The sequence below is a fragment of the Vibrio sp. 10N.286.48.F5 genome (assembly GCF_041469785.1).
GTDB lineage: Bacteria > Pseudomonadota > Gammaproteobacteria > Enterobacterales > Vibrionaceae > Vibrio > Vibrio crassostreae_C.
The window spans coordinates 164,741-185,364 of the sequence record NZ_JBFRLG010000004.1; the positions used below are offsets into that span (position 1 = coordinate 164,741).

The following is a 20,624-nucleotide window of genomic DNA, read 5'->3' on the forward strand; positions in this document are numbered from 1 at the left end:
CATAACCGTGGGTTGATTACCAATATTGAGTTTTTCTTCATTCACTTTCCCTCTTTTAGTTATTAATTGGGCGTCATGAGGGGCTGTTTACCGATGAATCTCCTCAAAATGACGATTTTTGCTATATTCAATATGTGCATACAGGCGAGTAAGCGTTATCGATGTCATAAAATTGGGTGACGAAACGTAGATTTTTTGTTTAAGAATTTGATAACAATAACTTAGTGGACCATTCTAAAAAGAAATAGAAGAAAAGGTATGAGATGAAAGGAATCATATTCACCGAATTTTTAGAGCTTGTTGAAGACAAGTTTGGGCTAGAGCTTTTGGAAGAAGTTCTAGAAATGTCAGAAGATGAAGGAATCTATACGTCGGTCGGCAGTTACGACCACAAAGACCTTGTCAGGTTGATTATCAACTTGAGTAAGAAAACCGATATTGATGCGGCAAGCTTGCAACGCGTGTTTGGGCAGTCTGTATTTAAGAACTTACTGGCCTCATTACCGAATAAAGCGAGCCTTGCTCACAGCAATACCACCTTTCAATTTATTCAGCACGTAGAGCGTTACATTCATGTTGAAGTGAAGAAGCTCTATCCGGATGCTGAGCCACCTGAATTCAGTTTTATCACCACGACCGAAGCACAACTTGTTTTTGACTACAAAAGCGCAAGGTGTATGTCTCATGTTTGCTTAGGGCTTATTGAAGGATGTGCTGAATACCACGGTGAATCTATCGCGGTGGAGATGACGCCACAAAATGATGACCAAAGCGTGGTTAGGTTTAATCTCAAAGTAGAAAAGTAATATGGATCTGGTATCTGCCCTAGAGAAGAAGCTTAAGCGTCAAATCGCAGCAAGGAAAGCGGCTGAAGGATTGTTGGAACAGAAGAGCCTCGAACTGTTCGAGGCTAACCAACAGCTTGAGCTTGCTTTGCGTCAGTTAGAAAAGCGCTCCAACGCGAATATACGCCGCATTGAATTCCAAGAACAAATCGACAACCTGTTGATTGATTTTGGGCGCGCGTTTCTAAGAAATGATCTCGATGATGTCATGCTATCTGAACTAACGACCAACGTGACTAACAGTTACTTAATCGAAGCCAGTCGTTTGATTCTACCTCCCAAGCTCATCCCTCAGTTACAGACCTATGATTATGGCGATGAGACTGTCGAGGTGTTAGAGCAAGACATTCAAGAACCTCATTGGCAAGACAACCTACTGACCGTGCCCTTAGAGGTTGAAAAAGTCATAGTTGGTGCGTTAATCGTCAGAGTCAGGTTGTTAGACCAAGACTACGAGTTTATCCAAAGCCAACTGTTGTTGGTCACGGACCTTATCTGCAGTGCCTTAACCCATCAACTAGCAATCAACCGAAATATTGAATCACGTAAACGAGCGGAAGAGTCCGAAAGGGCAACGCGTGACTTTGTGGCCATGATTAATCATGAGTTAAGAACTCCACTTAATGGCTTACTAGGCAGTGCCGAGTTGATCAGTGATACCGAACTGAATAGCTCTCAGCGTGAGATAGTGAACAACCTGAGCCAATCTGGAGAGTTTCTCCGAACCATCATTAATGATCTATTGGATTACAGCAAAATTAACGCAGGGATGTTAGAGCTTATTCCAAAGAAATTTGCCCTGAATGACTTGCGAAACACGATTGATAGTATTTTCGTCAATCGAGCAATCGAGAAGCAGCTTGAATTTAATATCAGTGTTGCGTCAAATGTTCCCTCCCATTTCCAAGGTGATTTAGAGCGCATCACTCAGCTGTTTGTGAACTTAATCGGTAATGCGATTAAATTTACAGAAGAAGGACATGTGAATGTCGATATCGAATGGGACAAAAACCAATTTGTTTTCTCTGTAGAAGATACTGGAGTCGGAATTGCTGAATCAGCACATAAGACGCTGTTTGAACCTTTTACGCAGGCAGATAACTCAAGTAGTCGGAACTATGAGGGTACAGGACTTGGGTTAGCGATTTGTCGCAAACTGGTGGCTCTGATGAATGGTGATATTGGGGTGACCAGTGTCGTTGGTTCAGGCACGACGTTTACCATCTCGATTCCTCTTCAAGTTGTCGATGTTCCGGCAGAGAGTGATAGTGTCGCCAAGGGCTTTGAGTATGAGGCGGAATTGTCACTACTTAAAGTGCTGGTGGTTGATGATATTAAGATGAACCAGATCATCATCCAGCAAATGCTTCGTAAACATGAGATTGAACCTGCTATCGCAAGCAATGGTGTCGAAGGGTTTGAACTCGCGTCAGACAATGAATACGATATTGTATTCATGGATTGCAGAATGCCTGTTATGGACGGGTTTGAAGCAACAGAGAAGCTAAGAGAGAAGGGTTACGTTAAATCTATTGTGGCTCTGACCGCCGGAACGACACTTGAAGAACGCGAACGTTGTATTCAGTGTGGGATGGATGACATTTTGAGTAAACCTTACACCGCCAACGATCTGAAAGAGATGCTTAAGAAGTGGGGTGTCTCTGCGGTGAAGGTCGCTTAAACACGCGAATAAAGCGTTGTGAGTTATGTACTCTAACTTACAGACTAAAAAACCGAAGTGATCTTACGATCCTTCGGTTTCTTTTTATATCGAACTTTTGCTAGCCGTTAAGCTACGGAACTCGCAGTTAATGACACTAGGTTTAGCAATCTTCAAGTACCGGTAGAATTCGACTCAGCTTATCCAGTGTTTCTTGGTATTCAGAAGCACAATCACTATCAAATACCACACCACCGCCAGCCCAAGCATAAAGCGTGTTGTTCTCGGCGACTAATGTACGAATGGTAATACTGGTATCCATTCTGCCATTTCGGCTGATGTAGCCAATACTGCCGCAGTACGCTGAACGTCGATGCGGTTCTAACTCTTCAATGATCTGCATCGCGCGAACTTTTGGTGCGCCAGTAATCGAGCCTCCAGGGAAACAGGCTCTCAGAAGGTCAGTTACAGAGTATTGGTCATCAAGGTCCGCTCGTATCGTGCTCACTAAGTGGTGCACGGCAGGGAAGCTTTCAATATCGAAGAGCTTTGGTACATGCACTGTGCCCGGTTTTGCTACTCGGCCAATGTCATTACGAAGTAGGTCGACGATCATCAAGTTTTCCGCCTGATCTTTATCGGCGCTTGCTAGGTCTTGCGCGTTGGCATTATCAATCATCGGGTCCTCAGAACGAGGTCGTGTGCCTTTGATTGGCTTGGTTTCAATGACGTTGTCTTTGAGTTCTAAGAAACGCTCTGGCGAAACACTGATGATTGCGCAGTCGGCCAAACGGATAAAACCCGAAAAGGGCGCTGAGTTGTACTGTTCTAACTTGTCATAAGCCAGCCATTCACTACCTTGGTATTGGGCATTGAAGCGCTGAGCTAAGTTAATCTGATAGCAGTCCCCGGATAACAGGTACTCTTGAACACTATCGAACTTAGTGGCGTAGCTCTCTTCGCTCATATTGGATTGCCACGGTGTGGTTAACCCAAAGGGCGCATGTGATAGGTGTGATTGAGCCATCTGCTGCATTAGCCAATCATGATGTTCATCGATATTGCTACCGACAATACACGCCGTTTTCAATTGGTGGTCAACGATAACAGCCCATTCATACAAGCCAACTGCCATGTCAGGTGCTTCAATATCACGCTTTGCGAGTGATGGAAGTGTCTCGACTCTGCGCCCTAAATCATAGCTAAAATAGCCTAAAGCGCCGCCAACGAATGGCAACTGAGTGTGCTCTTTAGTCGCAGGCAATAATTGTTGCTGATATTGGTCGAGTAGTTCGAAAGGATCAGAGTCTGAAACCTCGCACGTCTCATTAACATTAACGGTCGTTTCTGCACCGATTGTCTCGAAGGTGGCGATGGGTTGAGCAACTAAAATATCGTATCGACTATCAACGTGGCTTTCTGAAGCGGAGCGTAATAGCATTGCCCACGGCAGGTTTTCAATATGAGAAAACAGCTGTTTAGCTAAAGTTGATTGATATTCAAGCGGCTTGATTTGGATAGAGCGAAATTCGTTGTTATTCATTTGTTTAATTTGTGACAAAGAGTTCGATCACTGCATGGCGTGTGAGAGGAAGCAAGAGTATCATAAATTGAAAATAAAATGGGTTCTTGATTAGAACGGAGTAATCCAAGTGGTTTAGTTTAAAGCTATGCAAGCGATTGCTAAAGCAACTAAATACAGCTCAACACAATAAAAAGCTAAACCACCTAATTCGATTTGGCACATATAGTCAAACTGTGAACCCACATGGAACCAGAACAATAAAGAGGCATGCAATGACGGTTATTCGTAAGCAAGATGTGATCAGCAGTGTCGCTGACGCACTTCAGTACATTTCTTATTATCACCCTTTAGACTTTGTCCAAGCCCTAGAAAAAGCGTACGAGAAAGAAGAGAGCCAAGCAGCTAAAGATGCGATCGCTCAGATTCTTATCAACTCGCGCATGTCTGCGGAAGGCCATCGTCCAATTTGTCAGGATACGGGTATTGTTACTTGTTTCGTGAACATCGGTATGGATGTTAGGTGGGAAACGGATCAAACAGTACAACAGATGGTTGATGAAGGCGTTCGTCAAGCTTACAACAACCCAGATAACCCATTGCGTGCATCTGTCCTAATGGACCCTGCAGGTAAGCGTATTAATACCAAAGACAACACACCAGCGGTTGTCCACATTAATATGATTCCAGGCAACAAAGTTGAAATTCAAATCGCGGCTAAGGGCGGCGGTTCTGAGAACAAAACCAAGATGGTTATGTTGAACCCTTCTGATGATATTGCAGAATGGGTAGAGAAGACGTTACCAACAATGGGTGCAGGCTGGTGTCCACCGGGTATGCTAGGTATAGGCATCGGCGGTACGGCTGAGAAAGCAGCTGTGCTAGCGAAAGAATCTTTGATGGAACACATCGATATCCAAGAGCTTATCGAGAAAGGTCCTGAGAACGCAGAAGAAGAGCTTCGTTTAGACATCTTCAACCGTGTAAACAAGCTTGGCATTGGTGCACAAGGTCTTGGCGGTCTCACTACTGTGGTTGATGTAAAAATCAAAACAGCACCAACTCATGCTGCTTCTAAGCCTGTATGTTTGATCCCGAACTGTGCAGCAACGCGTCACGTTCACTTCACACTAGATGGCAGCGGCCCAGCAGAGCTAACGCCACCTAAGTTAGAAGAGTGGCCAGACATCACTTGGGAAGCGGGCGCAAATACACGTCGTGTTAACCTTGATGAAGTGACTAAAGAAGACGTACAAGAGTGGAAGACCGGCGAAACGGTTCTTCTGTCAGGTAAGATCTTAACCGGTCGTGATGCTGCTCATAAACGTATTCAAGGCATGCTAGAAAGCGGCGAAGGCTTACCAGCCGGCGTTGATTTCAAAGGCAAGTTCATTTACTACGTGGGTCCTGTTGATGCTGTAGGTGATGAAGCGGTAGGTCCTGCGGGCCCAACAACTTCAACACGTATGGATAAGTTCACTGACATGATGCTGAACGAAACTGGCATTATGGGCATGATCGGTAAAGCGGAACGTGGCCCTGCAACGGTTGAATCAATCAAAGAGCACAAAGCGGTTTACCTAATGGCGGTTGGTGGTGCAGCTTATTTAGTCGCAAAAGCAATTAAAAAAGCACGCGTTGTTGCGTTTGAAGATCTCGGTATGGAAGCGATTTACGAGTTTGAAGTTGAAGATATGCCTGTAACGGTAGCGGTTGACTCTAACGGCGTGAACGCACACCAGATCGGCCCTGACACGTGGAAAGTGAAGATTGCTGAAGCTGAGAAAGCGTAATTAATCGACGCCAAAAAATCGTAATTGTCGCTAACTTCAGCGTTTGAATTGCAATTTTTGACAGAAAGTTAAAGACAAAAGTGCAGCATTATCTGCACTTTTGTCTTATTATCAATGATATAGTGATAAACACATAGTTTGATATAAGAACATAGGAGAGAGGAATGCCTCGTTTTATTCAGATCCTACAGATTATCTTGGCAGTGGTGATTGGTGCTTTTGTTGGCTACGACCTGATCTTGAAAGGGATCAGTATCTTTGATAATAAATACGTGACGATTACATGTGCGCTTTGGCTAATTGCAGAGATTGCACTGTTTGTTATCTACAAGTTGATTGAAGACGATTAGACGTCGGATATCGTGCAAAAATTCTAAAGCCCCTGATTATGAATGTAGTCAGGGGCTTTTATTCATCTAGCATTAAGAATGTGTATTGCATACTCATTACTATTAGTAAAAGAACAAGCAAAAGCAAAAGCAAAAGCAAAAGCATACATATTATCCCAACAGGGAAAGAACATAGGCTTGCCTTTCTATTATCATAACCAGCTAGCCTAACTATCACGGAGTCGTTCAAATGAAACACCTAACTCAAGAAATGAGTGACTTTATAAGCAGAGGAACGGATTCTCATATTCGAGTAGCGGTCACGGGGCTCTCTCGTGCGGGTAAGACAGCATTCATTACTTCGCTGGTTAATCAGCTTCTTCATACGTCTACCCACAAAAACTTGCCACTGCTTGCATCTGCGAGAGATGGAAGAATTATTGGCGCAAAGCGCATCCCGCAACACAACATGATGATTCCACGCTTCTCTTATGATGAAGCGATGGAGTCGTTGAATGCACAGCCACCAGAATGGCCAGTGCCAACGCGTGATGTCAGTGAGATTCGTCTAGCAATCAAATATAAGCCTGCGAAGGGCGCGAAAAAGCTACTGAGTAAAAACAGCACCCTTTATCTCGATATTGTCGATTATCCAGGTGAATGGCTGCTTGATTTGCCGTTACTGGATATGGACTTCGATACCTGGAGCCAATTTCAGTTTGCCGCATTGAAAGGCGACAGAGAAACTTACTCGCAACAGTGGAACGCCATGCGTGGTGATATCGATTTGCTAGCAGAAGCGGACGAAAAGAAACTGGTCGCGATTGCCGATAGCTACACTCAGTACCTTCATACTTGTAAAAGTAACGGGCTGCATTGGGTACAACCGGGTCGATTCGTATTACCCGGTGAGCTTGAAGGCGCGCCTGTGTTGCAATTCTTCCCGTGCATCGCACCTGAGGGTAAGTTCTCAAAAACAAGTAACTATGCGGTACTGAAAGCGCGTTATGAAGAATATCAACAGAAGGTCGTCAAAGCGTTCTACAAGAATCACTTCGCGACGTTCGACAGACAAATCGTGCTAGTGGATTGCTTACAGCCACTTAATGCGGGCTATGACTCTTTCATGGACATGCGTGGCGCGTTAGAACAGTTACTTAAGAGCTTTAAGTACGGTCGAAGCAATATCTTAAGACGTTTATTCGCGCCGAAGATCGACAAGATCTTGTTTGCAGCCACAAAAGCTGACCACGTGACACCGGATCAACATCCGAACTTGGTGTCACTGTTACAACAGATGGTGCATCCAGCTTGGCAGCAGGCGGCGTTTGAACACATCGACATGAGTTGTATGAGTATCGCGTCTATTCAAGCGACCAGCGCGGGTTATATCTCGTCGGGTTCAGACAATGTTCCGGCGTTGCAAGGTGTGACTTTGGATAATGTCCCTCAAACCATGTATCCGGGAGAGGTGCCGCGTAAGTTGCCTAATAAACAGTATTGGGAAACCAACCAGTTTGATTTCACGAGCTTTAGACCGATGGAGCAACATTCCGATGAGCCTTGCCAACATCTAAGAGTCGACAAGGTTTTAGAGTATCTCATTGGCGACAAGTTGAAGTAATTGAGGCAATCAAAATGAGTGAATTAAAAACAAAGCAGGTCTTTAATGAACCGTTGAAGACCTCTTTTGATGAGCAAGACAAGAGTGACGTTGGCCCGGATTTAGGCGCTCAACAACTGTTCACAGAGCAAGAGAAATTTGTCCCTGTCGCACCGCAAGTGAAAGCTGATCTTGATGGTGAAGCTGAGCAGCAATTGGAACAAGTGATTCGACCGAGCAAAAAGAAGAAGTGGTTTGGAACGGGTTTATTGGTCGCTTTCTCTGGCCTAGTTGGATGGCAGGCAATTGATTCGGTCATTACCGCGATTCAATCGGCTGACTGGCTGGCGTTAGGTTGGGCAGGCTTCATTGCTGCCATTGCTTCATTGGGTTTAGGCGCAATAGGCAAAGAGCTGTGGAAACTGCGTTCACTTAAAGATCACTTTAGTGTGCAAGAGCAGAGTGAAGAGCTACTCCAAAGTCAAAGTGTCGGCAAGGGCAAAGCGTTCTGTGAAAACATCGCCAAGCAAGGTGGCATTATCGCTGAGTCTCCTTCGTACGATAAGTGGCGAAACAGCATTAACCCAGCACACAGTGATGCAGAAGTGTTGGATATGTACGATGCGTTAGTCGTGAGTCAACAAGACAAAGTAGCGACTCAAATCGTCACTAAGTTTTCGACCGAATCGGCGGCTTTGGTCGCGGTGAGTCCATTGGCGGCGGCTGATATGTTGTTGGTGGCTTGGCGGAATTTCACCATGATAGACAAGCTTGCTGATGTGTATGGCATTGAGCTTGGCTACTGGTCTCGCATTAAGCTATTTAAACTGGTGTTAATCAACATGGCCGCTGCAGGAGCAAGTGAGCTCGCGATTGATGCAAGTATGGATCTCGTCTCGATGGATCTTGCAGGCAAAGTCTCAGCTCGAGCAGGGCAGGGGCTAGGTGTCGGTATCCTTACTGCAAGACTGGGCTTAAAAGCCATGACATTGCTGCGTCCTATGCCTTGGCATAACGAACGAAAAGTAAAACTGGCAGACCTCCGCAAAGCCGTCCTTTCTGAAATAAAGCGTATCACTCTTAAATAAAGCATTTGAAGCTCAATAGTTTGAGAAGAAGAGTAAACATATGTTTACTCTTCTTCTTGACTGAACTCAGAGCTTAATCCACACTACTGTCAACTTATCCTGACACCTATAATAGGACTATTTGTGCGTCTTGAAGTATTGTGTGAAGACAGACTCGGCTTAACGCGTGAGTTGCTCGATATCTTGGCCTCAAAAAGCATTGATTTAAGAGGAATCGAAATTGATGTTAAAGGTATTATTTATCTAAACTGCCCTGATATTGATTTTGATGCTTTTAGTGAACTTATGGCTGAAATTCGCCGAATTTCAGGTGTGAAGGATGTACGTAAAATCCAATTTATGCCAAGCGAAAGGCATAACACAGAGCTGATTGCTCTGCTGGCAAACCTACCTGATCCTGTGATTGCGATTGACCTTAAAGGCTCAGTCGATATGGCTAACCACGCCGCATTGAGCCTCTTCAACAAACAAGAAGATGAAGTCATCGGTGAACCGCTCTCGACGTTTGTTCCTAGTTTTAACTTTGCTCGTTGGATCGAAGGCGATGTAACGCGCCATCGTGAAGTTGTCGTGTTAGATGGCTTAGATTTCTCTATTGAGATCCTGCCGATTTACCTTGGTGGTGATGTCAACGAAGCGGTACTGGCAAGCGCAGTAATGACGATTCGTTCTTGTAATCAAGAGATGAACTCGCCAGATTCAATCCCAGAACAGAACAACCTGGGTTTTGAACACTTTGTTGGTGTCTCTAATCGCCATAAAGCCTTGATCAGCCAAGCTAGGAAATTGGCTATGCTGGATCAGCCTCTATTAATTGAAGGCGATACAGGTACGGGTAAAGAGATGCTGGCGAAAGCGTGTCATAACCGTTCAAATCGATCGTCTTTCCCATTCTTGATTCTAAGCTGTGCATCGATGCCTGATGACGTAGCGGAAACGGAATTGTTTGGTCATGCGCCGGGTTCATTCAACCATGAGCAAGGTCATAAAGGCATTTTCGAGCAAGCGAATGGCGGTACGGTATTTTTAGATGAAATTGGCGAGATGAGCCCGCATCTTCAAATCAAGCTGCTGCGTTTCCTACAAGATGGTTCATTCCGTCGTGTTGGTGAAGAAGAAGAGATGCACGCGGATGTTCGTATTATTGCATCAACGCGCCACCGTCTTTCTGAATTAGCCGACTCGGGCTCGTTCCGTGAAGATCTGTTCTACCGCTTGAACGTGCTGACTCTGTCTATCCCTGCATTGCGTGAACGCTCAAACGACGTAGCGCCACTGTTGGAACTGTTCGTTGCAAAGTACGCGCAGCAGTTAGGTATGTTAAAACCAAAACTGACTCAAGAGCTGATCGACCAGCTTGGTAATTACCAATGGCCGGGCAACATTCGCCAGTTAGACAACATGGTTCTACGTGCACTAACAGAGCTAGATTCAGACACACTAACGGTTGAGCAATTCCATTTGCCACAGCTTGAAACAATGACGGCTGGAATGGCGAACCTGAGCTTAGACGGCTCGCTCGATGAAATCATGAAAGACTATGAATCTCAGATTCTAGAGAAGCTTTATCAGTCTTTCCCATCAAGCCGTAAGCTAGCAAAACGTTTGAATGTTTCTCATACCTCAATTGCGAATAAGCTTCGTGATTACGGTATCAGAAAGAACTGATCGAATAAGAACAAGATTATGGAAGATTTGAGTACACCAGAGCGCATTTATAAGCATGATGGTAATCTGATTCTACGCACGGCTGAAATCGATGATGCTGGCATGATCAGCGAGTACTTTCAGGTTAACAGAGAGTATCTGAAACCTTGGGAACCGATTCGCGAAGACGCGTTCTTTGATAGAGCGAGTTGGGCGCAGCGACTGATCAAGTTAAACGAGCTTCATAAAATGGGGCTAGGCTATTACTGTTTACTGATTAACGCTGACTCTAATGAAATGTTAGGCACCATATCGTTCAGTAATTTGTCTCGTTTCCCGTTCTACGCTTGTAATGTCGGTTACTCATTGGCGCAAAGTGCACAGGGCCACGGTTACATGCGCAGAGGTTTGAACATGGCCAAAGACTACATGTTTGATGTGCAGAACATGCACCGCTTAATGGCGGGCTACATGCCTCACAACGAACGCAGTGCTGGCGTATTAGAACATCTTGGTTTTGTCCGAGAAGGTTTTGCTAAAGACTACCTACAGATTAACGGTAAATGGGAAGACCATATACTGACGGCATTAGTTAACCCAAACTGGGAAGATAGACGCGCTGTATAGAGATCAATAGTCATTAGGCGTAAGTACCAATTAAGCGTAAATACAGATTTAGAGGCAGTGACGACATAGATAAAATGAAACCGTCACTGCATCAAAAAGAACAGATAGGCATGGTAAATCCATCAGCCTGAGAAGATATTTGAGGAATTTTGATGTCATACACAACTTTGGACGAATACCAAAGAAAATGGATTTTCACACACCAGTCAATGCCGCTGCCGGCAGAGGACTTGGAAAAGATTAAGCCAATGACACAGGCGAGAGCATCTCAGTTCTGGAAAGAGAACGTGAGCCCTCAAAGCCCAGACGCAGAACGACTGAGCTCGCAAGACTGGCCAAGCAAAGCATCGAACTGGAATGAAGAGATCAGCTGGATGGCGCATTGGGAAGCGGATGAGCCTGAAATGCCAGAAGAGATTCTTAACTTTATTGATTGGCAAGATGACGTAACTGTTTATTTTTGTTATGAAAAGTACAATGTTCTTGAAACCAAATGGGCGATTTTCAAGAAGCATTGGAAGAACTTTTTGTTCTACGATGATGGCCCGATTTTAATCGGTCGTCGTCGTTCAGAAGCCCTTTGGTTTGCTACCAATGGCAAGGTGAAAATTGGTAACCGTGCTTAACCTCGGTGTGATTTAATCGAGCTAGTGCTGGTAATCCGAGCAACAGATAGATAAACAAAAAGCGAGCATCGAGCTCGCTTTTTTTGTGCCTAATGATCTTCGAAGATCATGGGGAAAGACCCACTATTTGAGCCCAACTAAAGGTGACCATATCCACTCATTTAAAGCGAGTGAATTACGAAATTGAGATCGCTATCTCATTGGGTTAGTTGAAGTTTCATGGGGTTGAGCTATCTTTATATTACTGCCTTAGTGGAGGTGAAGTATTATGATTTGGGATACTCTCGAACGTGTAAATAAACTTCGCAAGGAAGCAATGGAGGATCCAGAGTTTTTGGATTCAGCAAAAATGCATGAGGAATGGCTTTTAAGCGAAACTCATAATCAATCGAACAAAGGAGCAAAAGAGAAGAAACCGAAAAAACTATCTGACATTTATGAAAATACGGATTTTCCTATCAACCCAACTGGAACCAAACATTAACAATGATGAACTGCAACACGGCTAAGGCTCTTAACCAAAAAGCTATAAGTCGATTACACATACCAGCCTTAAGCCACCAATAAAAAAGCCACTTTCAACGAATCGAAAGTGGCTTTTTCTTTTCTTGCTAGCTTCTTTACCATTAGCAACGAAAGCTAATCGTTTTCAAACCTAGTTATTGATTAGGCTTAATCCGCTTGGTAACGCATCACCAAACACACGCTTAGATTCACTCTCAGAAAGCTCAGTCACTTCACTCACTAGTGTTAACCATGAGTCAGGTACCTTGCTTTGCTTAAGCTTCTCAATCACTTGATTGCGATAGTCGTCAGAGATATCAAACTGACGGTCACCGGTTTTTCGACAAATCATCACCGCTGCGAAGGCGATCATCTGCTCTTTCTGCCAGTTCTGTTCAAGCAGTTTTGGTAACCACTGTTCAGCTTGTTCTCTAGGAATTACGCTGTGTTGGCTACCATACAAAGGTGTTCTTGAAGCCAATCGACCCAGAGCCCACCAGTGAGCCTGTTCAAATTGGTTATGGTTGATCGCTTTGCTTAAGAACCAACTTGCCAGCAGCACTTTGTCTTCAACCTCAAGTTGCTCAAGTGACGCCGCTAAACGGACCATGGCTTCATAACCATTATCTTGCGCATCTTTGGCTGTCTTAGGGTTCTTCATTGCACCTGGGTGAAGGTATTTAGCGATGTCAGCCAAGATACTCTCTTGCTGCTCTTGGTTTAGCCCACCAGCGACACGACGCCAGAATACCCACCAGTCTGTCCAGCCTTGGTGGTTCTTGAACTGAATGTTCTGTTGGTAAAGGCCCCAAATCTGTTCGATACGCCATGAGTCAGTCGGATCGCCAAAGCCAGGACGTAGCGAGTATCCCGCCAAACGTAGCCAGTTCTTCTCGTGTGCTTCTGAACGACGGCGGCGTTTACGACCTAATGAGAAGGTATCAAATAGATGACGAAGGGTCGTGAAGTCCCATTCATCGCGTTTACCTAGTCGCTTCTCAAGATCTTTCGATAGTGTTTTGATCTCTTTCGATTCAGCACTCTTCTTGTTGCCGCTGTACAGGCGAGAAATCAACTCCTTACACTCTTCCAATCTTGGGTGAAGCGCGGAGGTATCAGATTCATCGCCTTGCTTGTTTCTTACTTCAAACTCAAGCAACCAACGCTTAGAGTCATCTTCTATACTCACACACTCCATTTTCAATGTGCCGACTTCGGTTAACTGACAAGCGAGCAGTACTTCAACACGCTCTTTTTGGTTGGCTTGAAGTTCTGCAGTACCTGAGCCTTCCAGCGTAGAAATATACGGTGGGAGAGGGGAGAACAAGTCGGCATCCACATTGACCATCACACCGTTTTGAATGGCGGTGTCATGAGCAATTTGATCGTGTGTTGAAGTCAGAAGATTAAATCGTACTGGCTCACCTAAAGTCAGCGAGAAACGACGGCTGTTCAAGCGTATCTCTTGGCCTTCTTCGGTTCCTTTGGCAAGCAGACAAAGCGCTTTACCCATCTTGTTTTTCTCTTGCAGATGCAAGAAGTAAGAACGGGCAGCACCGCCACCGATTTTCAGCTGTGCACCGCGGCGTGCTTTACCAAAGGCAACCGCGCCAAGGGCAACAGACCAATCTGGATGAGGGTTATCAAGCACTGTGATAGGAGAACCGTTCCAGTTGCCCAGTAGCTGAGTAATTCGCTCTGTTACCAGTTCACTGTTAAACACACCACCATTGAGCAGCACGCCAACTGGAATTGCAGGTTTGGTGTCATCGAACTCAACAGAGCCTGAGTTTTCCAATGCGGCTTTAGACACTTGTTGGTGTGTTGCTAGGAATTCTGCAACGTGCTTACTCACCGCAGGGTCAGCCACGTAAGGCAGACCAAACTCAACCACAGCACTGCGGCGTTTGTCGGGTGTTTCAGTAAACTCAGAAAGCGGGAAGAAACCTTCCAATGCGATTTGATGGACTTCTTGTTTAGTTAAACCAATACTCTTAGTACCGCCAAGCAGTTTTGAACCGCTGCCCAGCATGGTGATCTTTACATCATCGGGCGCATTGGCAGAAAGCAGGCTCTCTTTTGCGGCGCGAGTTTGTTGAATTAGTTTGGTTAGGCTAGAAGCATTCAGCTTTTTGTTTTGATTGAAGCGTTGCTCTGCAAGGTGAGCAAGCGCTAAATCGAGGTTGTCACCACCGAGCATCAAGTGTTCTCCAACGCCAATACGGTCGAGTGCGAGCTCGTTATTACCGTCGGTGTTCGCATCGAATTTGGCTTCAATTAAGCTTAAATCGGTGGTACCACCGCCAACATCACACACTAGAATCAGCGGAATTTGTTGAAGTTCATCTGCTGCGGTTTGTTGGTGACGGGCATACCAGTCATAACAAACGGCTTGCGGCTCTTCGAGTAATAGAATCTTACCTAAGCCCGCAAGTTCTGCCGCTTCGAGTGTCAGCTTACGTGCTGTCTCATCGAAGGAAGCCGGAACGGTAACCACAACATCTTGATTTTCCAGCTTGTTGCTCGGGTTACGGTAGTTCCATGCTTGGCGAATGTGGTTGAGGTAGCTTGCACTCGCCACAACTGGCGAGACTTTATCGACATCAGCTGCGCCAGCCCACGGCAGAATGTCGGAGTTACGATCAACCGCTTGGTGAGATAACCAGCTTTTAGCACTCGATACTTGGCGACCTTCAACCTTAGCACCTAATTCTCGTGCCCATTCGCCTACGATGACATTTTGAATATCGCCTTCAACTAAGCTCGGTTCCCAAGGCATGGTGAGATCGGAAGGGGAGATTTGACCTTGTGCTGGTTGGTAACGAAAGGATGGGAGTAAGGGCTTGCGAACCACTTCACCGGGGCCGATGAGTTGGTCAATATCGAAAAGAGAAACGGGAGCATGTTGTAGGTCGTCGTTGATTTCACAGTAAGCGACAACCGTATTGGTTGTACCTAAGTCAATGCCGACTAAAAAACGAGGAGTTGCCATACAAAACCTTATTCTTCCAGAGTGATGACCAGTTTTTTGATAGCTTTGGTCTTATTGTTGTTATTCGTAAACGTCATTCCTGAGAAACAGGCAGGACTAGATTGAGAAATGCATTGATAAAGTAACGGCACCCGCTAAGGTGCCGTTGATTCATTATGCTTGTTCGTTTGAGTCGTTATTCGAGTCTTCACGAACATCGAACTCAACGTGCCACTTCTGACCGTTGTCAGTAGCAATCGCTTCTAGGTGTAAGGTGCCTAGCTCAGTAACGCGAGAAGCCAAAGTCACTGGAACCACTTCACCTTCGCGACGGCCTTCAGAAACCGGCAATGTCACTTGGATTTCAGGAAGCTCATCAAGCTCTTCAGGCGCCCAGTGATCAAGGTGCGTACCCGCTTCATCTTCACGACGAATGGTTGAACCGAAGAACTGGAAGTGTACTGGCTGACCAATCACTAGACCGAACTCTTGGCTAGGTACTTGTACGCTTGAACCTTCTTCCATACCAAATGGTGCAACACACAAAGCTTCCATCGGAGGAGCCATACCTGGGATAGCTGGCATCGCGCTTTCAATTCCTACGTAGTAAGAAGAAGCGATACCACCGCGGATACGAACGCCTTGGCCACGACGAACTGCGCCGTAGTATGAAGCGCCACTTGCAACCGCTAGGTCTAAATCTAAACCTGAAAGCTGTTTTGCGAACTCTTCGTCAGCATTGATCAACCATTCGTTGATCGTATCTGAAAGACGATCAGCAAGTAGGTTCGATTTTAGAACACCACCATTGAACAGGATTGCTGTTGGCTTGATGAAGTCTGCCGCTGGCGCTTCTGACCCTTGCGTACCGGGCATACCGGGCATGTTTGCAAACGGGTTGAAATCTTGCTGAGCCGTTTCGCTATTTCCAGAAAGCGCATTCGCTTGCTTAGAAAGGAATGCGGCAATGTGACGAGTAATACCTGCGTCTTGAGCGTAAGGCAGACCCATTTGAGTCAGTGCGCCACGCGTCTTTTGTACTGGGTGCTCAGTCACCGCTACTTTCGGGAAGAAGCCATCAACCAATGTTTGTTGAACTTCTTGCTGAGTCAGATCTGTTTTCAGTGTTGCGCCCAGTAGTTTAGAACCACGGCTTGGAACAACGATAGGCACAGATTGCAGTTCAGCATCGTTAAGCAGTGCTTCTTTCGCATCACGACATGCGTGAGTCATTGCTTGAACCTGCCAAGGAGCCAGTTCTTTGCCTTCTTGCGCCAGTTTCATCTTCAAGCGGTAAGCCAGTGCTAAGTCCATGTTGTCGCCGCCAAGTAGGATGTGTTCACCTACTGCGATACGGTTCAGGCTTAGGTTACCGTCATCTTGTGTTACTTCAACTAACGAAAGGTCGGTTGTACCACCACCGATATCGACAACAAGAACGATGTCACCAACGTTTACTTCATCACGCCATGTGTCGTTGCTGTTATCAATCCAGCTGTAAAGAGCCGCTTGTGGCTCTTCAAGAAGCGTTAGGTGAGTGAAACCGACATTACGTGCAGCTTCTGCTGTTAGGTCACGAGCCGCAGGATCAAACGAAGCTGGAACCGTGATCGTTACATCTTGGTCTGCCAGTTTGTGTTCTGGGTTAGCGTGGTTCCAAGCGTCTTTAAGGTGCTCAAGGTACAGTTCAGTTGTCTTAAGCGGAGACACTTTTTCAACTTCTTCAGGGCTGCCTGCAGGAAGGAAAGCATCGCGACGGTTAACACCACCGTGGCACAACCAAGATTTTGCACTTGCTACCAAACGGATTGGGGTTTTCGAACCTAGGTTACGAGCAATCGCACCGACTAGCGCTTTTGGCTCTGAAGACCAAGGAAGAACGCGAGAGCCCGCATTCATTTCATGTTCGTGCGGCTGGTATAGGAACGAGCCAAGTTGGCTGCGAGTTTCTACTGTACCTGGCGCCGTCAGTTGAGGGATTGGCATCACCTCAACGCGAGCGTCTTCATTTGTTGTGTCGATGTAAGACAAAACGCAGTGTGTAGTACCTAAATCGATACCAACACTGAACTTAGGCGCCTGATGTTGCTCTTGAGAAGATAGCTCTTGTGAATGCATCTGCGGCGTATGTTCTTGAGAAGAAGACTCGTGCGATGATGGCTGAGTTTGGTGTTCCATTATAGCTCTACCTCTGCCGGTGCAATTACAGATGCATCGTAGTTTTCAGCAAGCTTAGGCAGGTTCATGTCAGTTGCTTTCCAACCTTTGTGAACCAGTGTGCCGTTGAATGGCGCATTACCCGTTACGTTGCCAGTTAGGCGAATTTCTTGAGGGTTGAAACCTTCAGCAATAGTGATACGTGTTTCTTCATCTTCAGTGCGGATGTGAGACAGCGTTACGTAATCGGCTAATACTTTTTGACCGCCAGTGTGAATAACACGAGCTGCCGCGCCAACTTCTTCATCAGAGAATGATGTTAGGTCTTCTTTTAGGAAGTCAATTAAACGAGCTTCTTGCTGCATGATAGACAGTAGCTGCATTGCAGAATCTGTTGGTGCTGTTGCCAGCTTAGATTCAACTTCTACTACTTTTTCGATCACACGTTCAACTTCAACAACTTTCTCTACTTCGACAATTTTCTCAACTGGCTTTTCAACTTCAACGATCTTTTCTACTGGTTTTTCTACGACTTTCTCGACCACTTTGGTTTTACGAGAAACGGCAATTAGCAGTAGTAAAACGCTTGATGCAGTTAGGCCTGCGTGAAGCATATCAAACGTTTGTGGGATTAGGTTCAAATCAACGATCATAGTGATTTCTCTTTAAAATTGATTTAACGGTATATTCGTCGGTTTAAAGGAATATACAGGTTGGAAAGAAACTCAGTGGCATAAGGCCGAAATGGTCACTTTCAAGCTATAAATATGGGTGGATACTAGCATATTCAAGGCTTAAGGGCTTTATTTAATGTTTTCAATAAACTGGCTTTTTGGTGAGTTAGCTTGAAAGTTAATCGAGATTTGTTGGTTTATTAGCCGTAAATGTCCATGGGTTGTAAATAGTGTTAGTTTTATCCCATTGTGAGAGTCAAAGATAAATAGAGCCTAGCATTCCGGCAGTGTATACTTTCGACTCAAAATAACATCATATGGGAAGCTGTATGCCCCACACTACCGACCCTATAACAGGGTTGAAGAAACGAACTTTGCCGTTAGTTGTCTTTTTTGCCACATTTTTGATGACGGTGTTGTGTTTTGTTTTGGTTGCGGCGAATCAAAATAGGTCTTTGAATGAGAATCTGGATAGCTTTGCTCAGCATCAAACGCTCAGTTTAAAAGCGTTTATTGATAACGATGTCGCTTATATCGGTTCCGGTGCGAATTTTTTCTATTCTAATGATGTCGATAGTCGGGACCGATTTGATCGTTTTGCTCAGCAAACGATTAACGGCTCGAAAAGCCTGATCGGATTGCAGTGGATGCAAAAAGTAGCGGTAGAAGATATCGCCGAGCACACCGCCAAAATGAAAGCTCAATACCCATCCTATAGAATGTTTACTATCCCTAAACATGGGCCAAAAACTTATGGTTATGTCTTGGATGGCGAGCCCGTATTTATCGCGACAGATATTTATCCGAATGATCCAGTGAACAACGGTGTTTTGGGTTTTTACTCTTCTCGTGAGCGGTTTAATCTGGTCATTGAGAACATTAAAAAAACACGTGAAGCGAATATTTCAGACAAAGTTCGTCTATTGCAAGATGGTTTAGACAGCAACACACCTAAGAGCGGAATGTTGGTTTACCACCCTGTGTTTGATGGTCAAACGGACAATTTGTTAGGGGTTGTGATTGGTGTTGTTCGTACCACATACTATTTTGAGAAACTTCTGGCGTCTACTGTCGGCGATATGGACGTTTATGTGCGTGTTACCGATAGCGGTTTTGAAGCTGAAGATGCCCCGATAATGTTCGAAACCAATGGTTATGAAGCGGTAACTGGGCAGCACATTACAAAGACGATTACATTAACTAACCGTGAATGGATCATCGACTTCAAGATAGATGCATGTATTTCATTTAATGGTTACTTAGTGTTGGCGGGAATCGGCATAGTTGGTACCACTATCTCATTACTGCTTGCTTATATTGTGAACCTGCAAATTCGAGAGAAAGAGCGCTTGTATCGAATGATTGATGAAAGAACAGAAGAACTTCGCTTTCTTGCCAATCATGACAGTTTAACGGAAATTTATAATCGCCGAGCTTTTAATAAGATGCTTGGTCAATCGATACAAAGCGATAAGCCGTTTAGCTTAATAGTGTTTGATGTTGATAAGTTTAAAGAGATCAATGATAAGTTTGGGCACCCAGCCGGTGATGTGTTACTTATCCATGTGATTAAGGTTATCTCAGTGAGCTTGAAGTCTGGAGATAACCTATTCCGGATGGGAGGGGATGAGTTCGGTATCATTTCGAGCATCACTGAACATGACTCATTGTCTCGCTATTTAGAATGTATTTTAGAGAAGGTGAGTGAGTCTCATTGCGAGCATTCTGGCCAGCTATTGAGTTGTACTCTAAGCATCGGGGCTACCATCCGCACTAATGAAGACATTGAAGCGCTCCTTCAAAAAACTGACAGCATGTTATACCTAAGTAAGTCAAATGGCCGAAATCGAGTCACAATTGCAGGCTAAATGAGCACTTGATGCAACTGGGGTCGAGTTCTTTATTAGGCTCATGTACAATTTCACGAAATTTTTGACGAGAGAATTAGGCGACGTATGAATCACAATCGAGTGGTGTGTTTCGATTTGGAAATGTGCTGTTGGAGCGAAGACGGTGTAGGAACAACAGGGGAGATCATTGAAATTGGTCTTGCTGAGATCGATCTTGTATCTGGAACCATCGTGAAGCGCGCGCAATATTACGTTAAGCCCGAAAAAGACGAAGTCTCTCTATTTTGCGCCGAGTTAACGGGCATTACCCCTCGTAAAATCGAAAAGCAGGGTCGCCCATTAGAGTCTGTTATCAAGTCGATGATTAAGAACTTCGGTGGCCCAAAGAAAATCTACGCAGCGTGGGGACGCGACGATCTTATCTTACACAAAGAGTGTATTGAGAAAGGCATTGAACCTCCGTTTAGCGAGTTCTTAAACATCGCAACGCTTTACCGTGTTCAGAATCGCTTGAAAGACAAACGCATTGGTCACCGCGCTGCTCAAGAAGCCAAAAATATTGAGTGGGAAGGTCGTCAGCACTCGGGTTATGTCGATGCTTATAATCTTGCGAAACTCACATTAACTATGTTGTAGCTAAATTTTTAGCTCCTCTCAGCCCTGTTTAGTCAGCTTTCAGTTTACCGATTCAAAAAAGCGACCGGTTTCTTAACCCGTCGCTTTTATTT

16 protein-coding genes are annotated in these 20,624 nt (G+C 45.0%); 12 read left to right on the forward strand and 4 right to left on the reverse strand.

Annotated features, from left to right (window positions below; genetic code table 11):
• Positions 1 to 263: 263 nt before the first annotated feature.
• Positions 264 to 806, forward strand: a complete 543-nt coding sequence (locus AB4185_RS03475) for a heme NO-binding domain-containing protein (protein ID WP_017060423.1) — start codon at positions 264 to 266, stop codon at positions 804 to 806.
• 1 nt (position 807) lies between these two features.
• Positions 808 to 2,526, forward strand: coding sequence for an ATP-binding protein (locus tag AB4185_RS03480; RefSeq protein ID WP_372134854.1), 1,719 nt, complete (start codon positions 808 to 810; stop codon positions 2,524 to 2,526).
• A gap of 142 nt (positions 2,527 to 2,668) precedes the next feature.
• Here the strand turns inward: AB4185_RS03480 and pabB are convergent, their stop codons facing one another.
• Positions 2,669 to 4,048: an aminodeoxychorismate synthase component I gene (pabB, locus tag AB4185_RS03485; protein ID WP_372100855.1), complete on the reverse strand. Its 1,380-nt coding sequence runs from the start codon at positions 4,046 to 4,048 to the stop codon at positions 2,669 to 2,671.
• Between the two features lie 254 nt (positions 4,049 to 4,302).
• Here pabB and AB4185_RS03490 point away from each other — a divergent pair, with 254 nt between their 5' ends.
• The 8 genes from AB4185_RS03490 (at position 4,303) to AB4185_RS03525 (ending at position 12,224) form a co-directional block, all read left to right on the forward strand.
• Positions 4,303 to 5,820: a fumarate hydratase gene (locus AB4185_RS03490; RefSeq protein ID WP_102320448.1), complete on the forward strand. Its 1,518-nt coding sequence runs from the start codon at positions 4,303 to 4,305 to the stop codon at positions 5,818 to 5,820.
• Positions 5,821 to 5,984: 164 nt separating this feature from the next.
• Positions 5,985 to 6,170 carry a hypothetical protein gene (locus AB4185_RS03495; RefSeq protein ID WP_004734731.1) on the forward strand — a complete coding sequence of 62 codons (186 nt, stop codon included), beginning with the start codon at positions 5,985 to 5,987 and terminating at the stop codon, positions 6,168 to 6,170.
• Positions 6,171 to 6,399: 229 nt separating this feature from the next.
• Positions 6,400 to 7,773, forward strand: coding sequence for a YcjX family protein (locus tag AB4185_RS03500; protein ID WP_108149991.1), 1,374 nt, complete (start codon positions 6,400 to 6,402; stop codon positions 7,771 to 7,773).
• Positions 7,774 to 7,787: 14 nt separating this feature from the next.
• Entirely contained in the window at positions 7,788 to 8,840 is a 1,053-nt protein-coding gene (locus AB4185_RS03505; RefSeq protein WP_102333205.1) for a YcjF family protein, read from the forward strand.
• A gap of 123 nt (positions 8,841 to 8,963) precedes the next feature.
• Positions 8,964 to 10,508, forward strand: a complete 1,545-nt coding sequence (gene tyrR, locus AB4185_RS03510) for a transcriptional regulator TyrR (protein WP_372134856.1) — start codon at positions 8,964 to 8,966, stop codon at positions 10,506 to 10,508.
• A gap of 18 nt (positions 10,509 to 10,526) precedes the next feature.
• The gene (gene rimJ, locus AB4185_RS03515) at positions 10,527 to 11,114 is read left to right on the forward strand and encodes a ribosomal protein S5-alanine N-acetyltransferase (RefSeq protein ID WP_065584184.1); all 588 of its coding nucleotides are present in this window, start codon (positions 10,527 to 10,529) and stop codon (positions 11,112 to 11,114) included.
• A gap of 152 nt (positions 11,115 to 11,266) precedes the next feature.
• On the forward strand, positions 11,267 to 11,740 hold the full coding sequence (locus tag AB4185_RS03520) for a DUF2947 domain-containing protein (protein WP_017060433.1): 474 nt from the start codon (positions 11,267 to 11,269) through the stop codon (positions 11,738 to 11,740).
• Between the two features lie 268 nt (positions 11,741 to 12,008).
• Positions 12,009 to 12,224, forward strand: coding sequence for a hypothetical protein (locus AB4185_RS03525; RefSeq protein ID WP_012604204.1), 216 nt, complete (start codon positions 12,009 to 12,011; stop codon positions 12,222 to 12,224).
• A gap of 171 nt (positions 12,225 to 12,395) precedes the next feature.
• Here the strand turns inward: AB4185_RS03525 and AB4185_RS03530 are convergent, their stop codons facing one another.
• The 3 genes from AB4185_RS03530 to AB4185_RS03540 form a co-directional block, all read right to left on the reverse strand.
• A complete protein-coding gene (locus AB4185_RS03530) occupies positions 12,396 to 15,236 on the reverse strand; it encodes an Hsp70 family protein (RefSeq protein ID WP_372134858.1) in 2,841 nt (946 codons plus the stop codon).
• A gap of 153 nt (positions 15,237 to 15,389) precedes the next feature.
• Entirely contained in the window at positions 15,390 to 17,393 is a 2,004-nt protein-coding gene (locus AB4185_RS03535; protein WP_372134860.1) for an Hsp70 family protein, read from the reverse strand.
• On the reverse strand, positions 17,393 to 18,025 hold the full coding sequence (locus AB4185_RS03540) for a DUF2760 domain-containing protein (RefSeq protein ID WP_017091262.1): 633 nt from the start codon (positions 18,023 to 18,025) through the stop codon (positions 17,393 to 17,395). The genes AB4185_RS03535 and AB4185_RS03540 overlap by 1 nt, the downstream gene beginning before the upstream one ends.
• 350 nt (positions 18,026 to 18,375) lie before the next feature.
• Between AB4185_RS03540 and AB4185_RS03545 the strand changes: the two genes are divergently transcribed.
• A complete protein-coding gene (locus AB4185_RS03545; RefSeq protein ID WP_372134862.1) occupies positions 18,376 to 19,914 on the forward strand; it encodes a diguanylate cyclase domain-containing protein in 1,539 nt (512 codons plus the stop codon).
• A gap of 87 nt (positions 19,915 to 20,001) precedes the next feature.
• Complete coding sequence (locus AB4185_RS03550) at positions 20,002 to 20,532, forward strand: 3'-5' exonuclease (protein WP_017060438.1); 531 nt, start codon at positions 20,002 to 20,004, stop codon at positions 20,530 to 20,532.
• Positions 20,533 to 20,624 lie beyond the last annotated feature (92 nt).

What these genes read in the sequence shown, in the direction of transcription:
- AB4185_RS03475 (WP_017060423.1), top strand. Translation starts at nt 264, where the DNA reads ATGAAAGGAATCATATTCACCGAATTTTTAGAGCTTGTTGAAGACAAG.
- AB4185_RS03480 (WP_372134854.1), top strand. Translation starts at nt 808, where the DNA reads ATGGATCTGGTATCTGCCCTAGAGAAGAAGCTTAAGCGTCAAATCGCA.
- pabB (WP_372100855.1), bottom strand. Translation starts at nt 4,048, where the DNA reads ATGAATAACAACGAATTTCGCTCTATCCAAATCAAGCCGCTTGAATAT.
- AB4185_RS03490 (WP_102320448.1), top strand. Translation starts at nt 4,303, where the DNA reads ATGACGGTTATTCGTAAGCAAGATGTGATCAGCAGTGTCGCTGACGCA.
- AB4185_RS03495 (WP_004734731.1), top strand. Translation starts at nt 5,985, where the DNA reads ATGCCTCGTTTTATTCAGATCCTACAGATTATCTTGGCAGTGGTGATT.
- AB4185_RS03500 (WP_108149991.1), top strand. Translation starts at nt 6,400, where the DNA reads ATGAAACACCTAACTCAAGAAATGAGTGACTTTATAAGCAGAGGAACG.
- AB4185_RS03505 (WP_102333205.1), top strand. Translation starts at nt 7,788, where the DNA reads ATGAGTGAATTAAAAACAAAGCAGGTCTTTAATGAACCGTTGAAGACC.
- rimJ (WP_065584184.1), top strand. Translation starts at nt 10,527, where the DNA reads ATGGAAGATTTGAGTACACCAGAGCGCATTTATAAGCATGATGGTAAT.
- AB4185_RS03520 (WP_017060433.1), top strand. Translation starts at nt 11,267, where the DNA reads ATGTCATACACAACTTTGGACGAATACCAAAGAAAATGGATTTTCACA.
- AB4185_RS03525 (WP_012604204.1), top strand. Translation starts at nt 12,009, where the DNA reads ATGATTTGGGATACTCTCGAACGTGTAAATAAACTTCGCAAGGAAGCA.
- AB4185_RS03530 (WP_372134858.1), bottom strand. Translation starts at nt 15,236, where the DNA reads ATGGCAACTCCTCGTTTTTTAGTCGGCATTGACTTAGGTACAACCAAT.
- AB4185_RS03535 (WP_372134860.1), bottom strand. Translation starts at nt 17,393, where the DNA reads ATGGAACACCAAACTCAGCCATCATCGCACGAGTCTTCTTCTCAAGAA.
- AB4185_RS03540 (WP_017091262.1), bottom strand. Translation starts at nt 18,025, where the DNA reads ATGATCGTTGATTTGAACCTAATCCCACAAACGTTTGATATGCTTCAC.
- AB4185_RS03545 (WP_372134862.1), top strand. Translation starts at nt 18,376, where the DNA reads ATGCCCCACACTACCGACCCTATAACAGGGTTGAAGAAACGAACTTTG.
- AB4185_RS03550 (WP_017060438.1), top strand. Translation starts at nt 20,002, where the DNA reads ATGAATCACAATCGAGTGGTGTGTTTCGATTTGGAAATGTGCTGTTGG.